The sequence below is a fragment of the Bacillus coreaensis genome (assembly GCF_050586445.1).
Classification (GTDB): domain Bacteria; phylum Bacillota; class Bacilli; order Bacillales; family Cytobacillaceae; genus Robertmurraya_A; species Robertmurraya_A coreaensis.
In genome coordinates, this window is the sequence record NZ_JBOCCY010000015.1 from 1 (window position 1) to 19,251 (window position 19,251).

The 19,251-nt window shown below is 36.6% G+C and carries 14 protein-coding genes; 12 read left to right on the forward strand and 2 right to left on the reverse strand.

All coding sequences use genetic code 11. The annotated features are described in order from the left end of the window. Both ACQ5H4_RS18375 and ACQ5H4_RS18380 read left to right on the forward strand, forming a co-directional pair. The coding region (locus ACQ5H4_RS18375; RefSeq protein ID WP_430776447.1) for an HD domain-containing phosphohydrolase at positions 1 to 2,036 on the forward strand (2,036 nt) is incomplete at its 5' end. Positions 2,037 to 2,170: 134 nt separating this feature from the next. Next, positions 2,171 to 4,222: a PAS domain S-box protein gene (locus tag ACQ5H4_RS18380; RefSeq protein ID WP_430776448.1), complete on the forward strand. Its 2,052-nt coding sequence runs from the start codon at positions 2,171 to 2,173 to the stop codon at positions 4,220 to 4,222. An 89-nt stretch (positions 4,223 to 4,311) separates the two neighbouring features. Here the strand turns inward: ACQ5H4_RS18380 and ACQ5H4_RS18385 are convergent, their stop codons facing one another. Then, positions 4,312 to 4,752, reverse strand: a complete 441-nt coding sequence (locus tag ACQ5H4_RS18385; protein WP_430776449.1) for an Rrf2 family transcriptional regulator — start codon at positions 4,750 to 4,752, stop codon at positions 4,312 to 4,314. A gap of 174 nt (positions 4,753 to 4,926) precedes the next feature. On the opposite strand from ACQ5H4_RS18385, the gene ACQ5H4_RS18390 reads away from it, so the two are divergent. Then, positions 4,927 to 5,790, forward strand: a complete 864-nt coding sequence (locus ACQ5H4_RS18390; RefSeq protein WP_430776450.1) for an SDR family oxidoreductase — start codon at positions 4,927 to 4,929, stop codon at positions 5,788 to 5,790. A gap of 275 nt (positions 5,791 to 6,065) precedes the next feature. Here the strand turns inward: ACQ5H4_RS18390 and ACQ5H4_RS18395 are convergent, their stop codons facing one another. Further along, a complete protein-coding gene (locus ACQ5H4_RS18395) occupies positions 6,066 to 7,211 on the reverse strand; it encodes an ROK family protein (protein WP_430776451.1) in 1,146 nt (381 codons plus the stop codon). 259 nt (positions 7,212 to 7,470) lie between these two features. On the opposite strand from ACQ5H4_RS18395, the gene ACQ5H4_RS18400 reads away from it, so the two are divergent. The 9 genes from ACQ5H4_RS18400 to ACQ5H4_RS18440 all read left to right on the forward strand — a co-directional run bounded on the left by ACQ5H4_RS18400 (position 7,471) and on the right by ACQ5H4_RS18440 (position 19,244). Beyond that, positions 7,471 to 9,621: a glycoside hydrolase family 52 protein gene (locus ACQ5H4_RS18400; protein ID WP_430776452.1), complete on the forward strand. Its 2,151-nt coding sequence runs from the start codon at positions 7,471 to 7,473 to the stop codon at positions 9,619 to 9,621. 99 nt (positions 9,622 to 9,720) lie between these two features. After that, on the forward strand, positions 9,721 to 11,052 hold the full coding sequence (gene xylA, locus ACQ5H4_RS18405; RefSeq protein ID WP_430776453.1) for a xylose isomerase: 1,332 nt from the start codon (positions 9,721 to 9,723) through the stop codon (positions 11,050 to 11,052). Between the two features lie 77 nt (positions 11,053 to 11,129). Beyond that, positions 11,130 to 12,629, forward strand: a complete 1,500-nt coding sequence (gene xylB / locus ACQ5H4_RS18410; protein WP_430776454.1) for a xylulokinase — start codon at positions 11,130 to 11,132, stop codon at positions 12,627 to 12,629. A 20-nt stretch (positions 12,630 to 12,649) separates the two neighbouring features. Continuing rightward, on the forward strand, positions 12,650 to 13,411 hold the full coding sequence (locus ACQ5H4_RS18415; protein ID WP_430776455.1) for a polysaccharide deacetylase family protein: 762 nt from the start codon (positions 12,650 to 12,652) through the stop codon (positions 13,409 to 13,411). A gap of 22 nt (positions 13,412 to 13,433) precedes the next feature. Continuing rightward, a complete protein-coding gene (locus ACQ5H4_RS18420) occupies positions 13,434 to 14,090 on the forward strand; it encodes an SGNH/GDSL hydrolase family protein (protein WP_430776456.1) in 657 nt (218 codons plus the stop codon). A 21-nt stretch (positions 14,091 to 14,111) separates the two neighbouring features. Then, positions 14,112 to 15,149: an aldose epimerase family protein gene (locus ACQ5H4_RS18425; RefSeq protein WP_430776457.1), complete on the forward strand. Its 1,038-nt coding sequence runs from the start codon at positions 14,112 to 14,114 to the stop codon at positions 15,147 to 15,149. 148 nt (positions 15,150 to 15,297) lie between these two features. Beyond that, on the forward strand, positions 15,298 to 17,040 hold the full coding sequence (locus ACQ5H4_RS18430; protein ID WP_430776458.1) for a sensor histidine kinase: 1,743 nt from the start codon (positions 15,298 to 15,300) through the stop codon (positions 17,038 to 17,040). Further along, entirely contained in the window at positions 17,034 to 17,822 is a 789-nt protein-coding gene (locus ACQ5H4_RS18435; protein ID WP_430776459.1) for a response regulator transcription factor, read from the forward strand. Before ACQ5H4_RS18430 ends, ACQ5H4_RS18435 begins: the two co-directional genes overlap by 7 nt. A gap of 135 nt (positions 17,823 to 17,957) precedes the next feature. Then, complete coding sequence (locus tag ACQ5H4_RS18440) at positions 17,958 to 19,244, forward strand: extracellular solute-binding protein (protein WP_430776523.1); 1,287 nt, start codon at positions 17,958 to 17,960, stop codon at positions 19,242 to 19,244. Positions 19,245 to 19,251 lie beyond the last annotated feature (7 nt).

Genomic DNA, 19,251 nt, shown 5'->3' on the forward strand with positions numbered 1-19,251 from the left:
AAAAAATGAAAGTAATTAATTGGTATACAATTAGCTTAGTGATAGTCGGATGTATATCATTTATCTTTTCTCTCACTCAACTCGAATGGTCTGGAATGAAAATTTTTTCCATAATGACATTCATAGTTATTATATTAGAAATTTTCCCTGTTAAATTACCTAGTGGGTATAAATATGCCGCAGGAAGTATTGGATTTCTATTTTTATTAATATACATTGGTTTTTCTTATGCAGTACTTGCCATATTTATTTCAACAGGTACCTACTATTTTATAAGTCTAAGAAAAAAGAGAATTCCAATCATACGACTATTAGTTACGATTGGCATGTATGTAATTTCTATTTTGGCAGCGTTTATTTCATGGAAATTCTCATTTCAAATAAATATATTTTTAGGAGTTAGTTTGGTTGCAATCATTTTTGAGTTGGTGAATTTTGTTGTAATGGAAGGAATTGAAGCAACTGTATTTCGAAAAAAGATGTTTTCTAACCTCAGGGAAAAGTTAATCGAGTTAATTATACCTATAATAGTGAGTATTCTTGTCATTTCTCGACTTATTATAATTAAAACAGAGACACAATTAATTCTTTCCATACTGTATACTCTTTTCTTCCTATTAATTGTTATCTTCTTTTCACATGAATTCACTAAACAATTTATGCTCCGAAAATCAACTTCTAATGCCTTCATGCAAATATTAGAGGATCAAATTAATCCTAGTTTAAAAGGGCATGGAAACCGAGTGGGTAAGATTTGTGATATTCTTCTTGAGGATTTAGGATATCCGAAGAGAAAACGCAACAGCCTAGTACAGATTGCTGCGATCCATGATATAGGTAAAGCATTAATTCCAACCTTTGTTTTTAGAAAACGTGGGGATTTAACATTATCAGAGGAGCGTGAATACAAAAGCCATTCTGAAAAGGCAGTTGAAATAATAAAAAATATATATCCCGATGAGTCTTTTGCCAAATGGATATTGCATCATCATGAACGTTGGGATGGTAAGGGGTTTCCTATTGGTTTGAAAGGAGAGGCCATCCCTTTAGAGTCAAGAATTATTGCTATAGCAAATGAGTTGGATCATATTCTATCCCGTCAAAAAGATCCGGAAACCATATTCAAATTACTTCATGAAAGATCGGGTACAATGTTGGATCCGCATTTAGTAGCAAAGTTAGATATAGATCATATTGAAATGTTGGTTGAAACTATATGTGACCCATCGAGTCACGAAGACGTTTCTATTTCAGTTGAATTGTCTGAAAATCAAAATATGATGGGGAGTTCATATATTAGTATTGGTAATGGAGAATCAATTTTCACTCAGGTGAGAGATGGAAAGATTCATTCTACAAATAATTTAATTCCAAGTACCTTTTACCAAAAACTCGCTGAAATAGCTATGGAGCGGCATGGAATTGTCCATGATACCTTTTCAGATCAACAAAGAACTTGGGATATACATGCACATTCTCTGGGGAATGGTGAGGTGACAATATTTGCTCACGATATTACCCCATACTTAGGGTATAGAAAGCAGTTAGAGAAAAGCATTTTAGAGTCGTATGTAGTTTTAGTTAATATATTGTCGGAAGGTAAAATCAATCTGCATACCTCGTCGGAAGAACTCATGAATCAACTCGGTGAATTTGTAGACGATATTCAAGTATCAAAAAACTCTGATGTACCAAAAAGTAGAGAATTAATAAAAAGAGTTCTTGAAAAATATGCGCCACATTTAGATTCTATGAAAGTACAAGTTGCAGTAACAGAGGCTGTGACAAATGTACTGAAGCATGCAACTGATGGTGGATTATGTATTTATCTCAAAGAAAACCAATTGCAATTTTTTGTATCCGATAAAGGGTCAGGTATCCCACTCCACGAAATTCCAAAAACAATTTTAGTTTCGGGCTATTCAAGTAAAAGGTCTTTAGGGCAAGGATTTAAAATGATTGCAAAATTTTGTGATGAAGTACAAGTTCATACGTCTTCTCAAGGAACCCAGGTTTTAATTGAGTATAAAATCTAAAAATCATACTTATTCTCCGAAATCGAAAGTTTTTGAGGAAAGGGTACAAAAATAAAATAGAAATACATGTACCTGAATAGCCCTTAAAGACACTTTTAAGGCTATTTTAAAGATGTCTTTAAGGGAGGCAATCAATGTATACTATTAATTCTGAATTCTGGGCTATGGCTTTTAATCATATTTCAGATTTAGTCTTCATTATGAAAGTTGAAGATGAATGCTTTCGGTACGTATTTATTAATGAACCCGCCAAAAATTATATCGGATTATCAATCGATGTAATAGGAAAAACACTTGATGAAGTGATGCCAAGTGACACAGCAGAATTAATTACAAGACAGTATTTAAAGGCGATTGAAAATAAAGCATGTACCAGTTATGAAGATTATAAAATCATTTTTCAAATGAAAAGTGATAATGGGAATCATCCATATTCACCAGTCAATCCAGATAATATTATCTATTTTGATTCAAAAATAACACCTATTTTTGATGATAAAGGAATATGTAGTCACTTAATAACGGTTGTTAGAGATATATCCGAAAGAAAAAGAAATGAAATTGAATTAAAGACTTTAAAAGATCGATATCATTCATTGTTTGAATACAATTTTAATGGAGTGTATTCAGTTAATAAACAAGGTTATATTAATTCTATTAATCCTTCTCTAGAAAAAATAACGGGTTATACCATTGATGAACTTATTGGAAAACAAATTACTCCATTTATTGTTCCTGGTTTTGTTAAAAAGACCAGAGGATTTTTTCATAAAGCTTCGAACGGAGATGCTCAAAAGTTTGAATGTGCGATATATCATAAAAATGGTCATATCGTTTATTTAATGGTAATGAATGTTCCTATATACGTAGCAGATCAAATTGTTGGTGTGTATGGAATTGTTATTGATGAAACAGAAAGTAAAAAAGCGGAACTAGCAATAAAAGAGAGTGAAGAGCGATACCGTAAGTTAGTAGAATTTTCTCCCGCAGGAATTGTTGTTCATCGAGAAGGAAAAATACTCTATGCAAATCGGTCAGCATTAAATGTGATGAAAGAGATTGATCTTAAAGATCAATCTATATTCTCATATATACATCCTGATTATCATGAAGTCTCTAAAAAAAGGATCTCGAATGAAAAGGTTGGATCAGAGATTCCTAATATCGAAATTCAATTGGTTCGCAGAGATGGAGAAATAATCTATGCTGATGTCGGGGGAATGGCCATCATATATGATGGAAGTTCTGCTTTTATGACACTTTTTAAAGATGTCTCACAGAGAAAATATATGGAACAAGTATTAATAGAAAGTGAAGAAAAGTACCGATTAATCGCTGATAATATGACAGATTTGGTTAGTATTGTAGATATCCATGGAATTATGAAATATTTATCCCCGTCACACCAAATGGTTTTAGGTCACTCTCCCGAAGTTTATGAAGGGCAAAGTGCTTTTAGTTACATTCATCCAGAAGAAATTGAAGAACTTCAACATCAGTTTATGGACATTTTAAAGAATAAAGAAACTAAAACTGTTGAGTTTCGCCATCTTCACGTGAGTGGCGAGTGGATTTGGGTAGAAGCTAAGGCCACTCCTGTCATGGATGATGAGGGGACCGTCCTTCATGTTCAAATTGTAGCTAGGGAGATAACAGAAAGGAAATTGTTAGAGGGTAAACTAAGATTTATGGCTTTTCATGATATATTGACAGAGTTACCTAACCGAAGAATGTTTAAAGCCAAGTTAGAGGAAATATTGGAAGAGGCAAATCGATATGATCGAAAATTTGCAGTCTTGTATATGGATATGGATAAATTTAAACATATTAACGATACGTATGGGCACGATATAGGGGATGAATTATTAAAACAATTTTCTAAAAAAGTAAAGGATTGTTTGCGGAAATCTGATATGTTAGCACGAATAGGTGGAGATGAATTTTGTGCATTATTGAAAATTAATCAAGAGAAGGATGTTCTTTTAACTGCACAAAGGATTCTTGATAGCATTCAGGCAAAATGGAAAATAAGAGAGTATGAATTTTTTACAACATCTAGTATTGGAATTGCTGTTTATGAACATGGTTTCGGCGTCGATGAGTTGATTAAAAATGCAGATTTAGCCTTATACCAAGCAAAAGAAAAAGGAAGAAATAATTATCAAATATATTCTTCCTTAGAATGAAGTTCCAAAGAATTAAACTATTGTATACTTTTAATGCTTAAAAAACACCTATAAGAATTTTTAGGTGTTTTTTAGTTATTATTATTGCTCTATTCGCTATAACATTTTTCTTTCTCTACTATATCTTTAACAACCTCTTCAATAGTTACATTTCCTAATACCTTTTCTAAAGCAAATTGAGCCGATGATAATATAGGAGTAATCGAATCTTGAATATTTCTGCCTACAGGACAATCTGGGTGAGGATTATCATGTAAACTGAATAGTTCTTTTTCCTTAACCACATCAACTGCCTTATAAACGTCAAGTAACGTTATCGTAGCTGGTTCCTTCGCTAGTTTTGCCCCAGCGATTCCTGGTTGTACTTCTATTAGTCCAGCTTTTTTGAGCATCCCCATAATTTTTCTGATTAAAGACGGGTTTGTGTTGACGCTCCCAGCTAAGAATTCTGATGAGCTAATTCCTTCTTTATTTAATTCAATAAGAGTTAATATGTGAACCCCAACAGTAAAGCGGCTACTAATGGACATTTTATGCACCTACTTCATTATCATGTATTTAATTTGAATACAACGTATTATACCTTATCATTCGTAAAAAATAAAAAAGGTTTTGTTGACAAAACAGCTAGAAGTATCTATTATGAATACATGTAATCGATATGAATACAGGTTTAGAGAAAATAAGAGTGGAGGAATAGGAAAATGAAAATATTAGTAACAGGTGCAACAGGTAAATTAGGAACGAAAGTAGTCGAAAGCTTATTAAAAACGGTACCGGCCAATCAACTGGCTGTAAGTGTTCGTAACCCAGAGAAAGCGGAAGGATTTCAATCTCGTGGAGTCGAAGTTCGCCAGGGAGATTTTGACCGTCCTGAGACATTAGATTCTGCTTTTGCAGGTATTGATAGACTTTTACTCATCTCTGCTGATGGAGATAATGACACAAGAATTAGACAGCATTCGAATGCGGTGGCTGCTGCTGAGCGTGCTGGGGTGAAATTTATCGCTTACACTAGCATAGCGAACGCAATGGAAAGTAAAAACTTCCTAGCTCCAACTCATAAGGCAACAGAAGAAGCAATTATTAAAACGGGAATTCCATATTCTTTCTTACGTAATAATTGGTATTTAGAGAACGAAAGCTCAAGCATTCAAGGTGTACTTGCAGGCGCTCCTTGGGTAACTTCAGCAGGACAGGGAAGAGTAGGCTGGGCATTACAACAAGACTATGCAGAGGCAGCAGCAACCGTACTTTCTGGGAATGGTCATGAAAACACAACATACGAATTATCAGGTAAACTATTAACTCAAGAAGAAATGGCATCTGCTCTTGGTAGAGTATTAAACAAGGAAGTACCTGTACAACAAGTGGATGATGCTACTTATGCGGATATCATGAAAGGTGCTGGGGTACCAGATTTCCTTATCCCTTTCCTAGTGAATATCCAAAAAGATATTCGCGAAGGAACACTAGAAGTCGAGAACAGTGATTTCGAAAAACTGCTTGGGCGTCCAGCTACACCGATTACTGAGGGGTTAAATCTAATTGTTAAAAGTATCTCTTAGTACCCTTATTTTTTGGTTGAGGCATTTGGTTAAGCACCCGAGCTGATAGATAGACGGAGAAATTCCGATTAATTAGTAATTTCCATGAAAAAAAGCTTTAATAGACGGAGAGATTCCGCCTATTGGCTCGAAAAATAAGAAAAGGGGAGATTTTGCTTTGCATAAGCGGAAAACCTCCCCTTATTTACCCTGAAATGTGCTCCAATCTGCACCCAACCGGAAATTCTCCGCTTATTTCACTATTGCTTGTAACTCGACCAAGGGGTTCATGGTTTTTACGCTTTAATAAAATTCTCAACAACAAAAGCAGACATACCAATTGCAATGGAATGTTTACCAAGTTTTGAGAAATCTAATTGGAATTCATTTTGGTGAAAAGCGAGTGAGTGATTTTCAATTGTTGAAAGAATGGGTTGTTCAATCCATTCCTTAGCCATCGATAATCGATTGCCTATGATTACTTGGTCAGGATTAAAGGTATTGATAATATTGTTGATTCCATATCCAAGGTAAACACCTATCTCTGTAAATAAATTCTGAGCATTTTTATCATCACTGTTAGCTAATTGTATTAAGTTTTCAAGTGAGTTGCTATTTTCTCCAGCATTCTTCAACAGGGCTTGTTCAGAAGCATATGCTTCCCAGCATCCCCTGCTTCCACAATTACATGGCTTTCCATTAATATCAATGATCATGTGACCCATCTCACCAGAAAATCCATTTTTCCCTTGATATAGTTCTTTGTTTAAAATGATTCCTACACCAATCCCGATTCCAGCACTAATATATATGATGTTTTGATAATCTTGCCCAATACCAAACTGTTGTTCACCGAATGCCCCAGCATTTGCTTCGTTTTCAATGATGACGGGGACATGGAGTAAATCCTCAAGGTCCTTTTTTATTTGTGTGTTTTTCCAACCTAAATTGGGAGCTAACAGTACAGAACCCTCTTTATTAACTATCCCAGGTACACCTACACCTATCCCAACAATGCCATATCTACTGCTAGGCATCTCGTCGATTAATGACTGGATCATATCTTTTACAATCTCTATCGTAGTAGCATAGGGAGTTTTGTGAACAGACTGATTTTTTTCAATGACGATATTCCCTTTTAAATCAGTCAGTACACATAATACATAGTTCACTCCGATATCAATTCCAATAGAATATCCAGCTATTTTATTAAAATGGAGAATAACAGGGCGGCGACCTCCACTAGATTCCCCAGGACCGGATTCATATACAAGATCTGCGGCTAATAATTCATTGACTAAAGAAGAAACGGTTGCTTTATTTAATCCAGAGACTTGAGCAATGTCAGCTCGAGAAATGGGCTCTTTTTCCATAATCAACTGTAAGACGAGGGCTTTGTTATTTTTTTTCACAACTTGTTGATTCCATGTAATGGTTTCCAATGCTAAAAACTCCTTGTTTGATAGTAAATATATTTTAACACAAAAACTTTGTTTATTGGGTATACAAACTTAGGTGACTGGTGTTATAATCAACTTAAGTTAGTCAAGAATGTTGTAAGGAGGAACCTTCTACTTATTAGAAATGAATCCGTTTACAATCCGTCTTTGACATCTACATACTATTATTTACACCTCAGAAGATGATTTGGGTAGGTATTTCAATTGATAATACATTTCATTTACGAGAGTAGGGAAGAAAATGGCTAAGAATATGTTTTTCAATTCGCATCATTCACCAATTGGAGCGTTTTCTAGTTTTACGCTTGGTTATTATGGAAATGGAGGGGGATTGGATCTAGAGCTAGGACGATCACCAAGAAAAAGTGTTTATGTCGGAGTTGAATCTAGTGAACAGGAAGGAATGTACGATGCATTACCTTTCTTTGAACTAGTAGATGATGAAAGTAAGCGCTATGATATTGAAAATATGGATCCAAATCCAGATAAACCTCGTATTATTCGTCCATATTCAAAGGAAGAAATCCATCGCGATTTTCAGTTAGGAACGGACACTTGGGAGGCAGGCGATTTGAGCTTTACTATATATACTCAAGTTGAATCTGTACCTGATCCTTCTTCAGCAACAGAAGAAGAATTAAAGAAAGCGATCATTCCAGCTGTTTGGGCAGAGCTTACCATTGATAATACAAAAGGTAGCAAAAAGCGCCGGGCATTTTTTGGATATCAAGGAAGTGACCCATACAGTTCTATGCGACGTTTAGACGATGCATGTGATGGCATTGTAGGTGTAGGCCAAGGCCGTTTAACGGCTATTACAACGAATGATTCTGAAGTGAAATCAGCTTTACACTTTAGTTTAGAAAATATATTAACCACTCCTTTTGAGGAAAATTGGACCTTTGGGTTAGGACCTGTTGGTGCTCTCGTAATGGATGTTCCTGCAGGGCAAAAACGTACCTATAAGTTTGCTATATGCTTCTATCGAGGTGGTTATATAACGGCTGGTATGGATGCCTCGTATTATTACACAAGGTGTTTTCCGAATATCGAATCTGTTGCTGCTTATGCATTGGAAAAAGCTGATGATTTTCTCAGTCGAGCGAAGCAGGCTAATAGATTGATAGATGATGAAAAATTATCGGAAGATCAAAAGTTTATGATGATTCATTCGATTCGGAGCTATTATGGTTCTACTCAATTACTAGATACCAATGGTGAGGCTTTTTGGGTAGTAAATGAAGGGGAATATCGAATGATGAATACCTTTGATCTGACAGTAGATCAAATTTTCTTCGAATTAAAGATGAATCCATGGACAGTGAAAAATGAGTTAGACATGTTTGTCAGTCGTTTTAGTTATGATGATAAAGTACGCTTTCCTGGAGAAGAAACAGAGTATCCAGGTGGTATCAGTTTTACCCATGATATGGGAGTGGCCAATACCGTCTCTAGACCACACTATTCTTCTTATGAGCTATATGGATTAGACGGATGTTTTTCTCATATGACGTATGAACAATTGGTGAACTGGGTGTTATGTGCGTCAGTTTATGTGGAGCAAACTGGAGATAAACAGTGGTTACAAACTAATTTAGATATATTTGTTCGTTGCTTTGAAAGCATGCTTAATCGTGATCATCCTGAACCAGATAAGCGCGATGGCATTATGGGGCTTGATTCTTCACGTGTCATGGGCGGAGCTGAAATCACAACGTATGATAGTTTAGATGTTTCGCTTGGTCAGGCAAGAAATAATATTTATCTAGCAGGGAAAACATGGGCTTCGTATGTAGCGTTAGAAAAAATATTTAGAGAAAACGGTTTAGAGGAGAAATCAAAAGAGGCTGGAGCACAAGCTGAAAAATGTGCAGCAACCATTGTCTCTCATTTCACTCCTGATGGGTATATACCAGCAGTAATAAAAGAAGGAAATAACTCGAAAATTATCCCTGCGATTGAAGGATTAATCTTCCCTTATTATACAAATAACAAGGATGCCTTAGATCCCAATGGCCGTTTCGGTGCCTATATTCAAGTGTTAAAGACCCATTTGAAAACCGTTTTAATTGAAGGAGTTTGCTTGTTTGAAGATGGTGGGTGGAAAATTTCCTCTACTAGTAATAATTCTTGGCTAAGTAAAATTTACTTATGTCAGTTTATTGCCCGTGAAATTCTTGGTTTGGAGTGGGATGAAAAAGGAGCGCAGGCAGATGCTGCTCATGTAAAATGGCTGACACATCCAACATTATCTGTTTGGAGCTGGAGTGATCAGATTATTTCTGGAGAAATTTCAGGAAGCAAGTATTATCCACGCGGAGTAACAAGTATTTTATGGCTTGAGGAGAGTAAAAAAACGGTACCATTAAATAAGGTTACACAACAAGCCTAATATGGCATTCTAGTTTATATACTTAGTTTGTTTTGTATATAAACTATATTGATAGAAAAGAATTTTCATAAAAATATAATACCTTTAGGAGGAATAACCATGGCATATTTCGAATCAATTAACAAAATTCAATTTGAGGGTGTAGCATCAAAAAATCCGTTAGCATTTAAGTATTACAATCCCGAAGAACTTGTAAACGGTAACACAATGGAAGAAATTCTTCGTTTCTCTGTAGCTTATTGGCATACATTTACAGCTGACGGTTCTGATCCGTTTGGTGTGGGGACAGCTCTTCGTCCTTGGGACCATTTAAGAGGGTTGGATTTAGCAAAAGCACGAGTGGAAGCTGCTTTTGAGCTTTTTGAAAAGCTTAACGTTCCTTTCTTTGCCTTCCACGATGTGGATATTGCTCCAGAAGGAAGAACCCTAAAGGAAACCAATGAAAATCAAGATGTGATTGTTTCCATGATCAAGGAATATATGAAAACAAGCAAAACAAAATTGCTTTGGAATACAGCCAATATGTTCACTAACCCAAGATATGTTCATGGTGCTGCCACTTCTCCTAATGCAGATATATTTGCTTATTCTGCAGCCAAGGTGAAAAAAGCGCTAGAAGTTGCAAAAGAGCTGGGTGCCGAGAACTATGTCTTCTGGGGAGGACGTGAGGGATACGAAACACTCCTTAATACGGATATGAAGCTCGAACAGGATAATTTAGCTCGATTCTTCCATATGGCAGTAGACTATGCGAAAGAAATTGGCTTAAATGTTCCATTCTTAATTGAGCCAAAGCCGAAGGAGCCTACAAAGCACCAATATGATTTTGATGTAGCTACTGGTCTAGCATTCTTGCAAAAGTATGATTTAACGGATTATTTCAAGTTTAATATTGAAGCAAATCATGCCACTTTAGCAGGTCATACATTTGAGCATGAACTAAGAACAGCTCGTATGAACGGAATGCTTGGCTCTGTAGATGCGAACCAAGGTGACACACTACTTGGTTGGGACACAGATGAATTCCCAACAGATTTGTATACAAACACATTGGCTATGTACGAAATTTTGCAAAACGGGGGCTTAGGTAGCGGAGGCTTAAACTTCGACGCAAAAGTGAGAAGAGGGTCATTTGAATCAGAAGATCTATTCCATGCACATATTGCAGGTATGGATGCTTTTGCCATCGGTCTAAAAGTTGCCAATAAACTAATTGAAGATAAAGTGCTTGATGGTTTTATTGAAGAACGTTATAGCAGCTATACAAAAGGAGTTGGACTAGAAATTGTAGAAGGAAGAACCAACTTCCGTGAACTTGAAGCGTATGCTCTTCAATTAACAGAAATCAAAAATACATCAGGTAGAACAGAGCGCCTAAAAGCTGTAATTAACCAATATTTATTAGAAACACTTTCAAGTGTAACTGTTTAATAACAATCAATAGAATGGTGAAACATGTGCTGGCAGTATATTTACTCCAGCACATTTTTATAGAAAGGATGATATAGATGAAATACGTGATTGGTATTGACCTCGGTACGAGTGCAGTAAAAATATTACTGGTTAATCAGAAGGGTGAGGTTTGTAATGAAATAACGAAATCTTACCCTCTCATTATTGAAAAATCAGGCTTTAGTGAACAAAACCCGGAAGAATGGGTGGGAAAAACAACAGCTGGGTTAACAGAATTATTGGAACAATTTGAGGGGGATGTAAACGATATCGAGGGTATCAGCTTCTCGGGCCAAATGCATGGATTAGTTTTATTAGATGAAAACAATCAAGTATTAAGGAATGCAATTTTGTGGAATGACACGAGAACAACCAAACAATGTAAGGATATTTACGAAGTTGTCGGGAAACAGACGGTACTAGAATTAACGAAAAACCCTGCGTTAGAGGGCTTTACTTTACCAAAGATTCTTTGGGTAAGAGAACAAGAACCCGGAATTTTTCAACAAACTAGTACGTTTCTGCTCCCAAAAGATTATCTTCGATACCGGATGACAGGAAATATCCATATGGAGTACTCTGATGCGGCAGGAACATTATTATTAAACGTGACAAAACGTGAGTGGAGTATAGAAATGTTAGAAGCCTTTGGTCTTTCCTCTACTTTCTGTCCCCCATTAGTAGAATCACATACGTTTGTAGGTATGCTGACAACTGAACTTGCAAATGAAACGGGGTTATCGGAGGCTACAAAAGTATTTGCAGGTGGAGCGGACAATGCGTGCGGTGCCATTGGCTCTGGAATTCTATCTGAAGGGAAAACTTTATGCAGTATCGGAACCTCTGGGGTTGTACTCTCCTATGAAGCAAGAAATGACTTGGATTTTGAAGGAAAGGTTCATTACTTCAACCATAGTGAAGAAAATGCTTACTATACCATGGGCGTCACCCTTGCTGCAGGCTATAGTTTAAGCTGGTTTAAAGATACGTTTGCAAAGGATGAGGCATTTGATCAATTTTTAGACGGGGTTGATATCGTACCGGCTGGTAGTAATGGATTACTTTTTACTCCGTATATTGTCGGGGAAAGAACTCCACATGCGGATTCAAATATCCGAGGTAGTTTTATTGGTGCGGATGCGGCTCATGAACGTCAGCATTTTGTTCGTGCAGTACTTGAGGGAATCACCTTTTCATTAAATGAATCAATCGAAATCTTTAGAAGCAGTGGAAAAAAGATTGATTCCATCGTCTCCATTGGTGGGGGAGCGAAGAGTAATGTATGGTTGCAGATGCAAGCAGATATATTTAATACAAAGATTGAAAAGCTTTCGAGTGAACAAGGTCCTGGAATGGGAGCAGCCATGTTAGCGGCTTATGGATGTGGCTGGTATCCATCACTTAGGGAATGCGCGGAAGTATTTATTAAAACATCAAAAACATACCTTCCTATTGAAGAAAATGTGAAAGCTTATAAAAAATTATTTGCTATTTATCAACAGGTATATACACAAACAAAAGAGTTAAATCAACAGTTAAGTGAATTTAGGAAATGATTTTAGAAAGGATGATTCAATTGAAAAAACTAATGAGCCTGTTATTAGCTTTCTCTCTTGTACTTATTCCCTCTATGGCTGAAGTACCAGTTGCTTCCGCCAAGGAAAATTCTGCTATCAAAATTCCTGTTCTGTTATATCATGTCGTGAAACCGAATCCTGACCCAACCAATCCCTATCAATTCAGTCTGGAAGAATTCGAAAAGCATATGGCTTATCTAAAAGAAAATGGCTATCGGACATTAACGATGAAACAATACTTTAACATCCTTGATGGGAAAGCAGCAATGCCAGAAAAGCCTATCTTACTAACATTTGATGATAATTCAAATGACTTTTATCCATACGTGTACCCAATCTTGCAGAGATATGGAATGAAGGCGACACAATTTACCGTTTCTAATTGGGTGAATGGAAGCTGGAATATGACGGAAAGTGAAATTTTAACGGTAATGGAAAATGGCGTAGATATTCAAATTCATACGGTAACCCATCCATTTTTAGCTAACCTAAGTAAAGAGGAACAATACGTAGAAATCCAAAATGCTGCTGAAGCACTTAAGAACTTAACGGGAAGAACCACTTTTGCGTTTGCCTATCCATATGGGAACTATAATTCAGATACGATTTCTCTACTAAAAGATCTTGGGTTTAAAGGAGCATTCAAAGTTGGTGGAGGTCTAAGCACGGACCAAAGTAACCGATATGAACTTCCTCGAATCATGATCCTTCAGAACCATACAATAGAAGATTTTGTTAGAATGATAGAATCTGGTTACTAATCTATTATCTGGAGGAATAGAAATGATCATTGAGCCGTCTCAAAAACTATTATTCATTGGAGATTCTGTTACAGACTGTGAGCGAGTAAAACCAGAAGGAGAAGGGCTGTTTCAGGCTTTAGGTAAGGGCTATGTCTCTTATGTTGATGCTCTATTGCAAGCGGTTTATCCGGAATTTGGGATAAGAGTGGTTAATAAAGGGATTAACGGAAATACCGTTCGCGATTTGAAAAACAGATGGCAGGAAGATGTGATGAACCAAAAGCCAGATTGGCTATCTATTATGATTGGGATCAACGATGTTTGGCGACAATTTGATACTCCTTTTATTAAGGAATGGCATGTATACCTAGATGAATACGAGGATACCCTTAGGAAGCTTGTTAAGGAGACCAAACCTTTTGTAAAGGGGATGGTTCTTATGACTCCATTTTATATAGAAAGCAATGAACTAGACCAAATGCGGCAGTCCATGGATCAGTACGGGTTAGTGGTAAAGAAAATAGCAGAAGAAGAAGGGTGTTTATTCATTGATACCCAAGCTGCTTTTAATGCTGTATTAAAAGATCTATATTCAGCCACATTGGCTTGGGATCGTGTCCACCCTACAGCTGCTGGACATATGGTTCTTGCACGCACATTCCTTAAGAAAGTTGGCTTTGATTGGAACCGTTCGTAACTTTGCAGAGGAGGAAGAATCTTGGAAGTCACTCAAACTATTTTTGGGGAAGTTGATCAAAAGACCGTATACTCTTTTACTATGGAAAATGATCAAGGAATGAAAGTTACTGCCATAAATTATGGCTGCATTATTACAAGTATCCTAGCACCTGATAAAAACGGTACCTTAGAAGAGGTTGTCATTGGACATGATACACTAGACGATTATATCCATGATTCCTACTTCCTTGGTGCGGTGGTAGGCCGAGTAGGTGGGAGGATTAGAGGTGGTTCGTTCATACTGGACGGGAATACGTACACTCTTCCAAAAAATAACGAAGAGAATCATTTGCATGGTGGGTTCAAGGGTTTAAATAAAGTCGTTTGGGACGCGGAGAGGTTGGAGGAAGGAGTACGTTTCTCCTACTTCAGTCCGGACGGTGAAGAAGGTTATCCGGGAAATTTACACATACAAGTAACGTATACCTTAGATAATCAAAACCAATTAAACATCCACTATGAAGCCCATTCTGATAAGAAAACATTGCTCACGGTAACCAATCATTCTTATTTTAACCTGAGTGGGAACCTAAAGCGGGATATCCAACAGCATTCCTTAAAAATAAAAAGTGATCGGTTTTTAGAACTTAACGATGAGTTTATCCCGACAGGAAAATTTTTAGAAGTTAGTCATACCCCTTTTGATTTTAGAGAGGGTAGGGTAATTGAGACCGGAATCACCTCAGCTCACCACCAAAATATAATAGTAGGAAATGGCTATGACCACCCCTTTATATTAAACACAAACCATGATACGGAGATTGAGCTAAAGGACCCTATCAGTGGACGGATTTTAACCATGGAAACAGATGAAGTTGGATTGGTGTTGTACTCTGGTAATTCTATATCGGCTGAAGGCCAATTTCGGGGTATACCTGCTAAGAAATATTTAGGCATTTGCTTGGAGACACAGGGGTTACCTGATGCGATACACCATCCTAAATTTCCAACAGTCGTACTGGATAAAGATCAAAAGTACTCATCTACAACCATCTATACGTTTGGGATTGAGCGTTAAAAAGTTGCAAGGAGGAGGAGGCACCCACCCAATAGGTTTGTGCTTCCTTTTGTTTCTCATCTATTACCTTCGAAATAAATGTTAACGGTTTCAAAGTTATGAGTTATAGTAAAAAAAAACTATCTACGTTTAGAAGGGCGAAATAAATATGTTCTCTAAATTACATAAATGGAACACGTTGCGAAATCAAATACTAGTGGTTTTTCTCGTTGTTATCGCTATTGTTTTACTGATTGTCGGCGCATTAACCTATAATCAAGTTTCCACTATGTTAAAAAATAACGCGAATAAACAAATTCATCAGATGGCTGCGGAAGCAAATGGTAGATTGGAATCTCTATATAAACAAATTAGTACGGCTTCTAAACTAGTGATGACTAATGGAAATGTTCAAAGAGTATTAACGAACGCCTACGAGGGACAAGAAGTAGGTTTTTCAGAAAGGCAACAACTAGAAGGAATTGTTAATATTATTCAAGCGAATTCAGAAGGGATTTTTTCATTTGAGCTTTACACAAGTAATAGGAAACGATTATTACCTTTGGATGATAAAAGTTTAATGACTAGAATAGATGAAAAGTGGATTCATCGTGCGAACCGGGCAAACGGTCGACTCGTCTGGATAGGAGATGATCCAAGTAACTCAGACAATATTCTAGCTCTTAGACGAGTGAACTTAATGGGGCGAGATTATGCAAACGGTGGCTACCTCCTTATTAGTATTTATAGAAGTTATCTTCAGTTTCCAAACCAGGATGAGTCCAATCAATATTCAATTTTAATTGATAAAGATATAAAGCCTATTCTTTCAAATTATGATCAGTCACTAGTACCAATCTTAAAAAATGAAGATCCAACCATCCTATTAGATAACGAGGAGTATATGGTAACAAAACAAACTTCGAATGAAACCGATTGGACCCTTATCATTCTAACGCCAATTAAGGCTCTTACAGAAGGGATAAGTGTATTGCGAACGGGAATTATCCTTTCAGGGATCATTGGTTTTATTATTTTTTTCATCAGCTCACTATTTCTATCCACTTATATTACGAAGCCTATTATTAAACTGACAGAAACGATGCAGCAGGCGAGTGCAGGGTCTTTAACTATGAATCCAAGTATAACGACAATCAATGAAATCAATGAACTGAACAGTACCTATAATCAACTAGTAAAAGAAACGAATCATTTAATCAATATGGTCTACCAGAAGGAAATTACTCGAAGTAGAAGTGAGTTAAAAGCACTTCAAGCACAAATTAATCCTCACTTTCTTTTTAATACGTTAGACGCGCTAAGATGGTCCCTTGAGGATAAGGATGAGGAAGATTTAGCCGAGTTTGTCGTTGCCATGTCTGAACTCTTCCGATATACGATTACGAAACAATCGGATGATGATTGGGTAACGATCAAAGAAGAAATTCACCATATCGAAAACTATATGGAGATTATCAAAATGCGGTTTGGTGATCACCTTCAATGGAATCTTACTCTTCCTACAAAGTATGAAAAGGTAAAAATTCCAAAACTGTTAATACAACCGTTAGTGGAAAATGCCGTTTTGCATGGAGCTGGAAATAAGCTGAATCCATGCACGATTTCGGTATCTATTCAACCTACGACAGACACCCAATGTTTGCAAGTTCTTGTAGAAGATGATGGTCCCGGGATTACACAAGAAAAATTGGAATCTATTGAACAGGCCATGAAATCTGGAGGTATAAACTCTAAAAAAGGGAATGGTATGGCCATTTCTAATGTACATAAACGATTAGAACTGTACTATCAGGATCGATTAAGAAAGGGCCTTTCGATTGTTAGTGAAGTAAATATGGGGACAAAGGTTTCTTTTGTGATACCTGTTAACGGGGAGGAAGAACAATGTTGAATGTGAAAACCATTTTGGTTGTAGATGATGAGCCAAGAACACGTCAAGGGCTAAAGAAAACTTTGGACTCATGGGCCAATGGGGAACATCAAATATTCATCGCCTCTAACGGGGAAGAGGCGATTGATTTCATGCAAAATCAAAAAGTTCATATCCTCATTACAGACATTAATATGCCGGAAATAACAGGCTTACAATTATTGAGAAGCGTAAAAGAACAAAATATCTTCCCTGTGATCATTGTTATTTCCGCTTACTCAGAATTCCAATACGCCCAGGAAGCGCTTCGTTTTGGCGTTATTAATTATTTACTTAAACCTATTAGCAAAAAGATATTAGTTGAAGCTGTGGAAGAGGCTCTTCAAGCGGTTGAAAAGCAGGAGAGAGCTGGAATGATTGAAAAAGTGGTCGATAATAAGCTTGTTCTTGCTAATAGCCAACACCCAACAGACCGAGTACCAATTAGAGAAGCTGTAGATTATATTAACAATCATTTAAAGAATGAGTTAACCCAAAAAGAAGTGGCTGAACATGTTCACTTAAATCCTAGTTATCTGAGTGTACTGTTTAAAGAACATATGAAGCTTACCTTCAGTGAATATGTGACTAGAAGAAGAATTCAACGTTCCAAGGAATTATTAATCTCCACGAGTCTCCCGATTAATGAAATTGCTGAAGAGTCAGGATACAAAACAGCAAAATACTTTATTAAGATATTCAAAGAATTAGAGGGTATGACACCGAGTGCCTATCGAAAAAACAACAATGAAAGGGTTTTCTAAAAATAGTAGTATTTTTCCTAATCGTTGTGACCTATTTTCAGAATGATCTGAATGTTAAATTATAAGTGTAAGGAAAACTAGTAAAAGGTCATAGGGGGAATTTCATTGTTAAAAAAGAAAACGGTTTCAGTACTAATGTCTTTAATCATGCTTGTCTCTCTAGCATTAGTAGGTTGTTCGTCTTCTAGTTCCACGGAAGAAAGCAGTGCCGATGGTAAAAAAGTAATCAAGTTTATGCATTTATGGCCAGAAGGTAGCTCCAATGCACAGTTTTCAATCGTAAAAGACATCATTGAAGAATATGAAAAAGAACACACAGATATAAAAGTGGAAACAGAAATATTAAATCCTGACCAGTACAGAGAAAAACTTAAAGTCCTTGCCTCTTCTAATGAGTTACCGGATATTGGCATGACATGGTCAGACGGATTCATTAAGCCATATGTTGAAGGAGATATGCTAGCTCCTTTAGATGATATTGTTGATGCGAATCTAAAAGATGCTTTTATTCCTGGGGTTAAAGAATCCTATGCAGTAGATGGAAAAACGTATGGTCTTCCATTGGAATTAAACATTTCTTATGTTTTTTATAACAAAGAAATTTTTGAAAAATACAACCTTGAAGTGCCACAAACATTTGAAGAGTATAAAAACGTTGTTAAAACATTAGCAGATAATGGAGTCGTTCCGGCTACTGTAGGTGCTAAAGATGGATGGCCTGCTTCTTTCTGGTTTATGTATCTAGCAGATCGTATTGGTGGTTCTACTATCTTAACAGATGTGATTCATGGAAAAGCAAAGATGGACGACCCAGCAATTGTGAAAGCAGCGGAAGAAGTGCAAAACCTTGTGGATATGGGTGGCTTTGTTAAAGGATCTAGTGCGTTATCAAATGATGATGCAAAAGGTTACTTTATGAATGAACAAGCAGCTATGTTTCTAACCGCTACTTGGGAGTTACCAAACTATACTACAAGTCCTGATGTAGCACAGGAATTTAAAGACAAGATTGGCTATTTCAAGTTCCCAACATATGAAGGCGGTAAAGGTACAGATATCAACAGTTATGTTGGTGGACCTGGTGTAGGATTATTCGTAGCAAAGGATTCTAAAGTTCAGAACGAAGCAAAAGACTTCTCAGCATTCCTTGTAAAAAGATGGGGAGAAAAATCAGTAACAGATGCTGGTGTTATTCCTGCTACTAAAGTAGACACAGCTAATTTGGACCTTGCTCCAATGTACATTGAAATTTTAAAAGATTTGAGTGAAGCATCCAACGTTACTACTTATTTTGATACTCAATCCAGCCCAGCTGTATCCGAATTACACCATGATTTAGTAACGGCCCTTTTTGGAAAACAAGTGACACCGAAGGATTTTGTAAAACAACATGCGGACGAACTTGCCCAAGAACAAGAATAAAATGGTG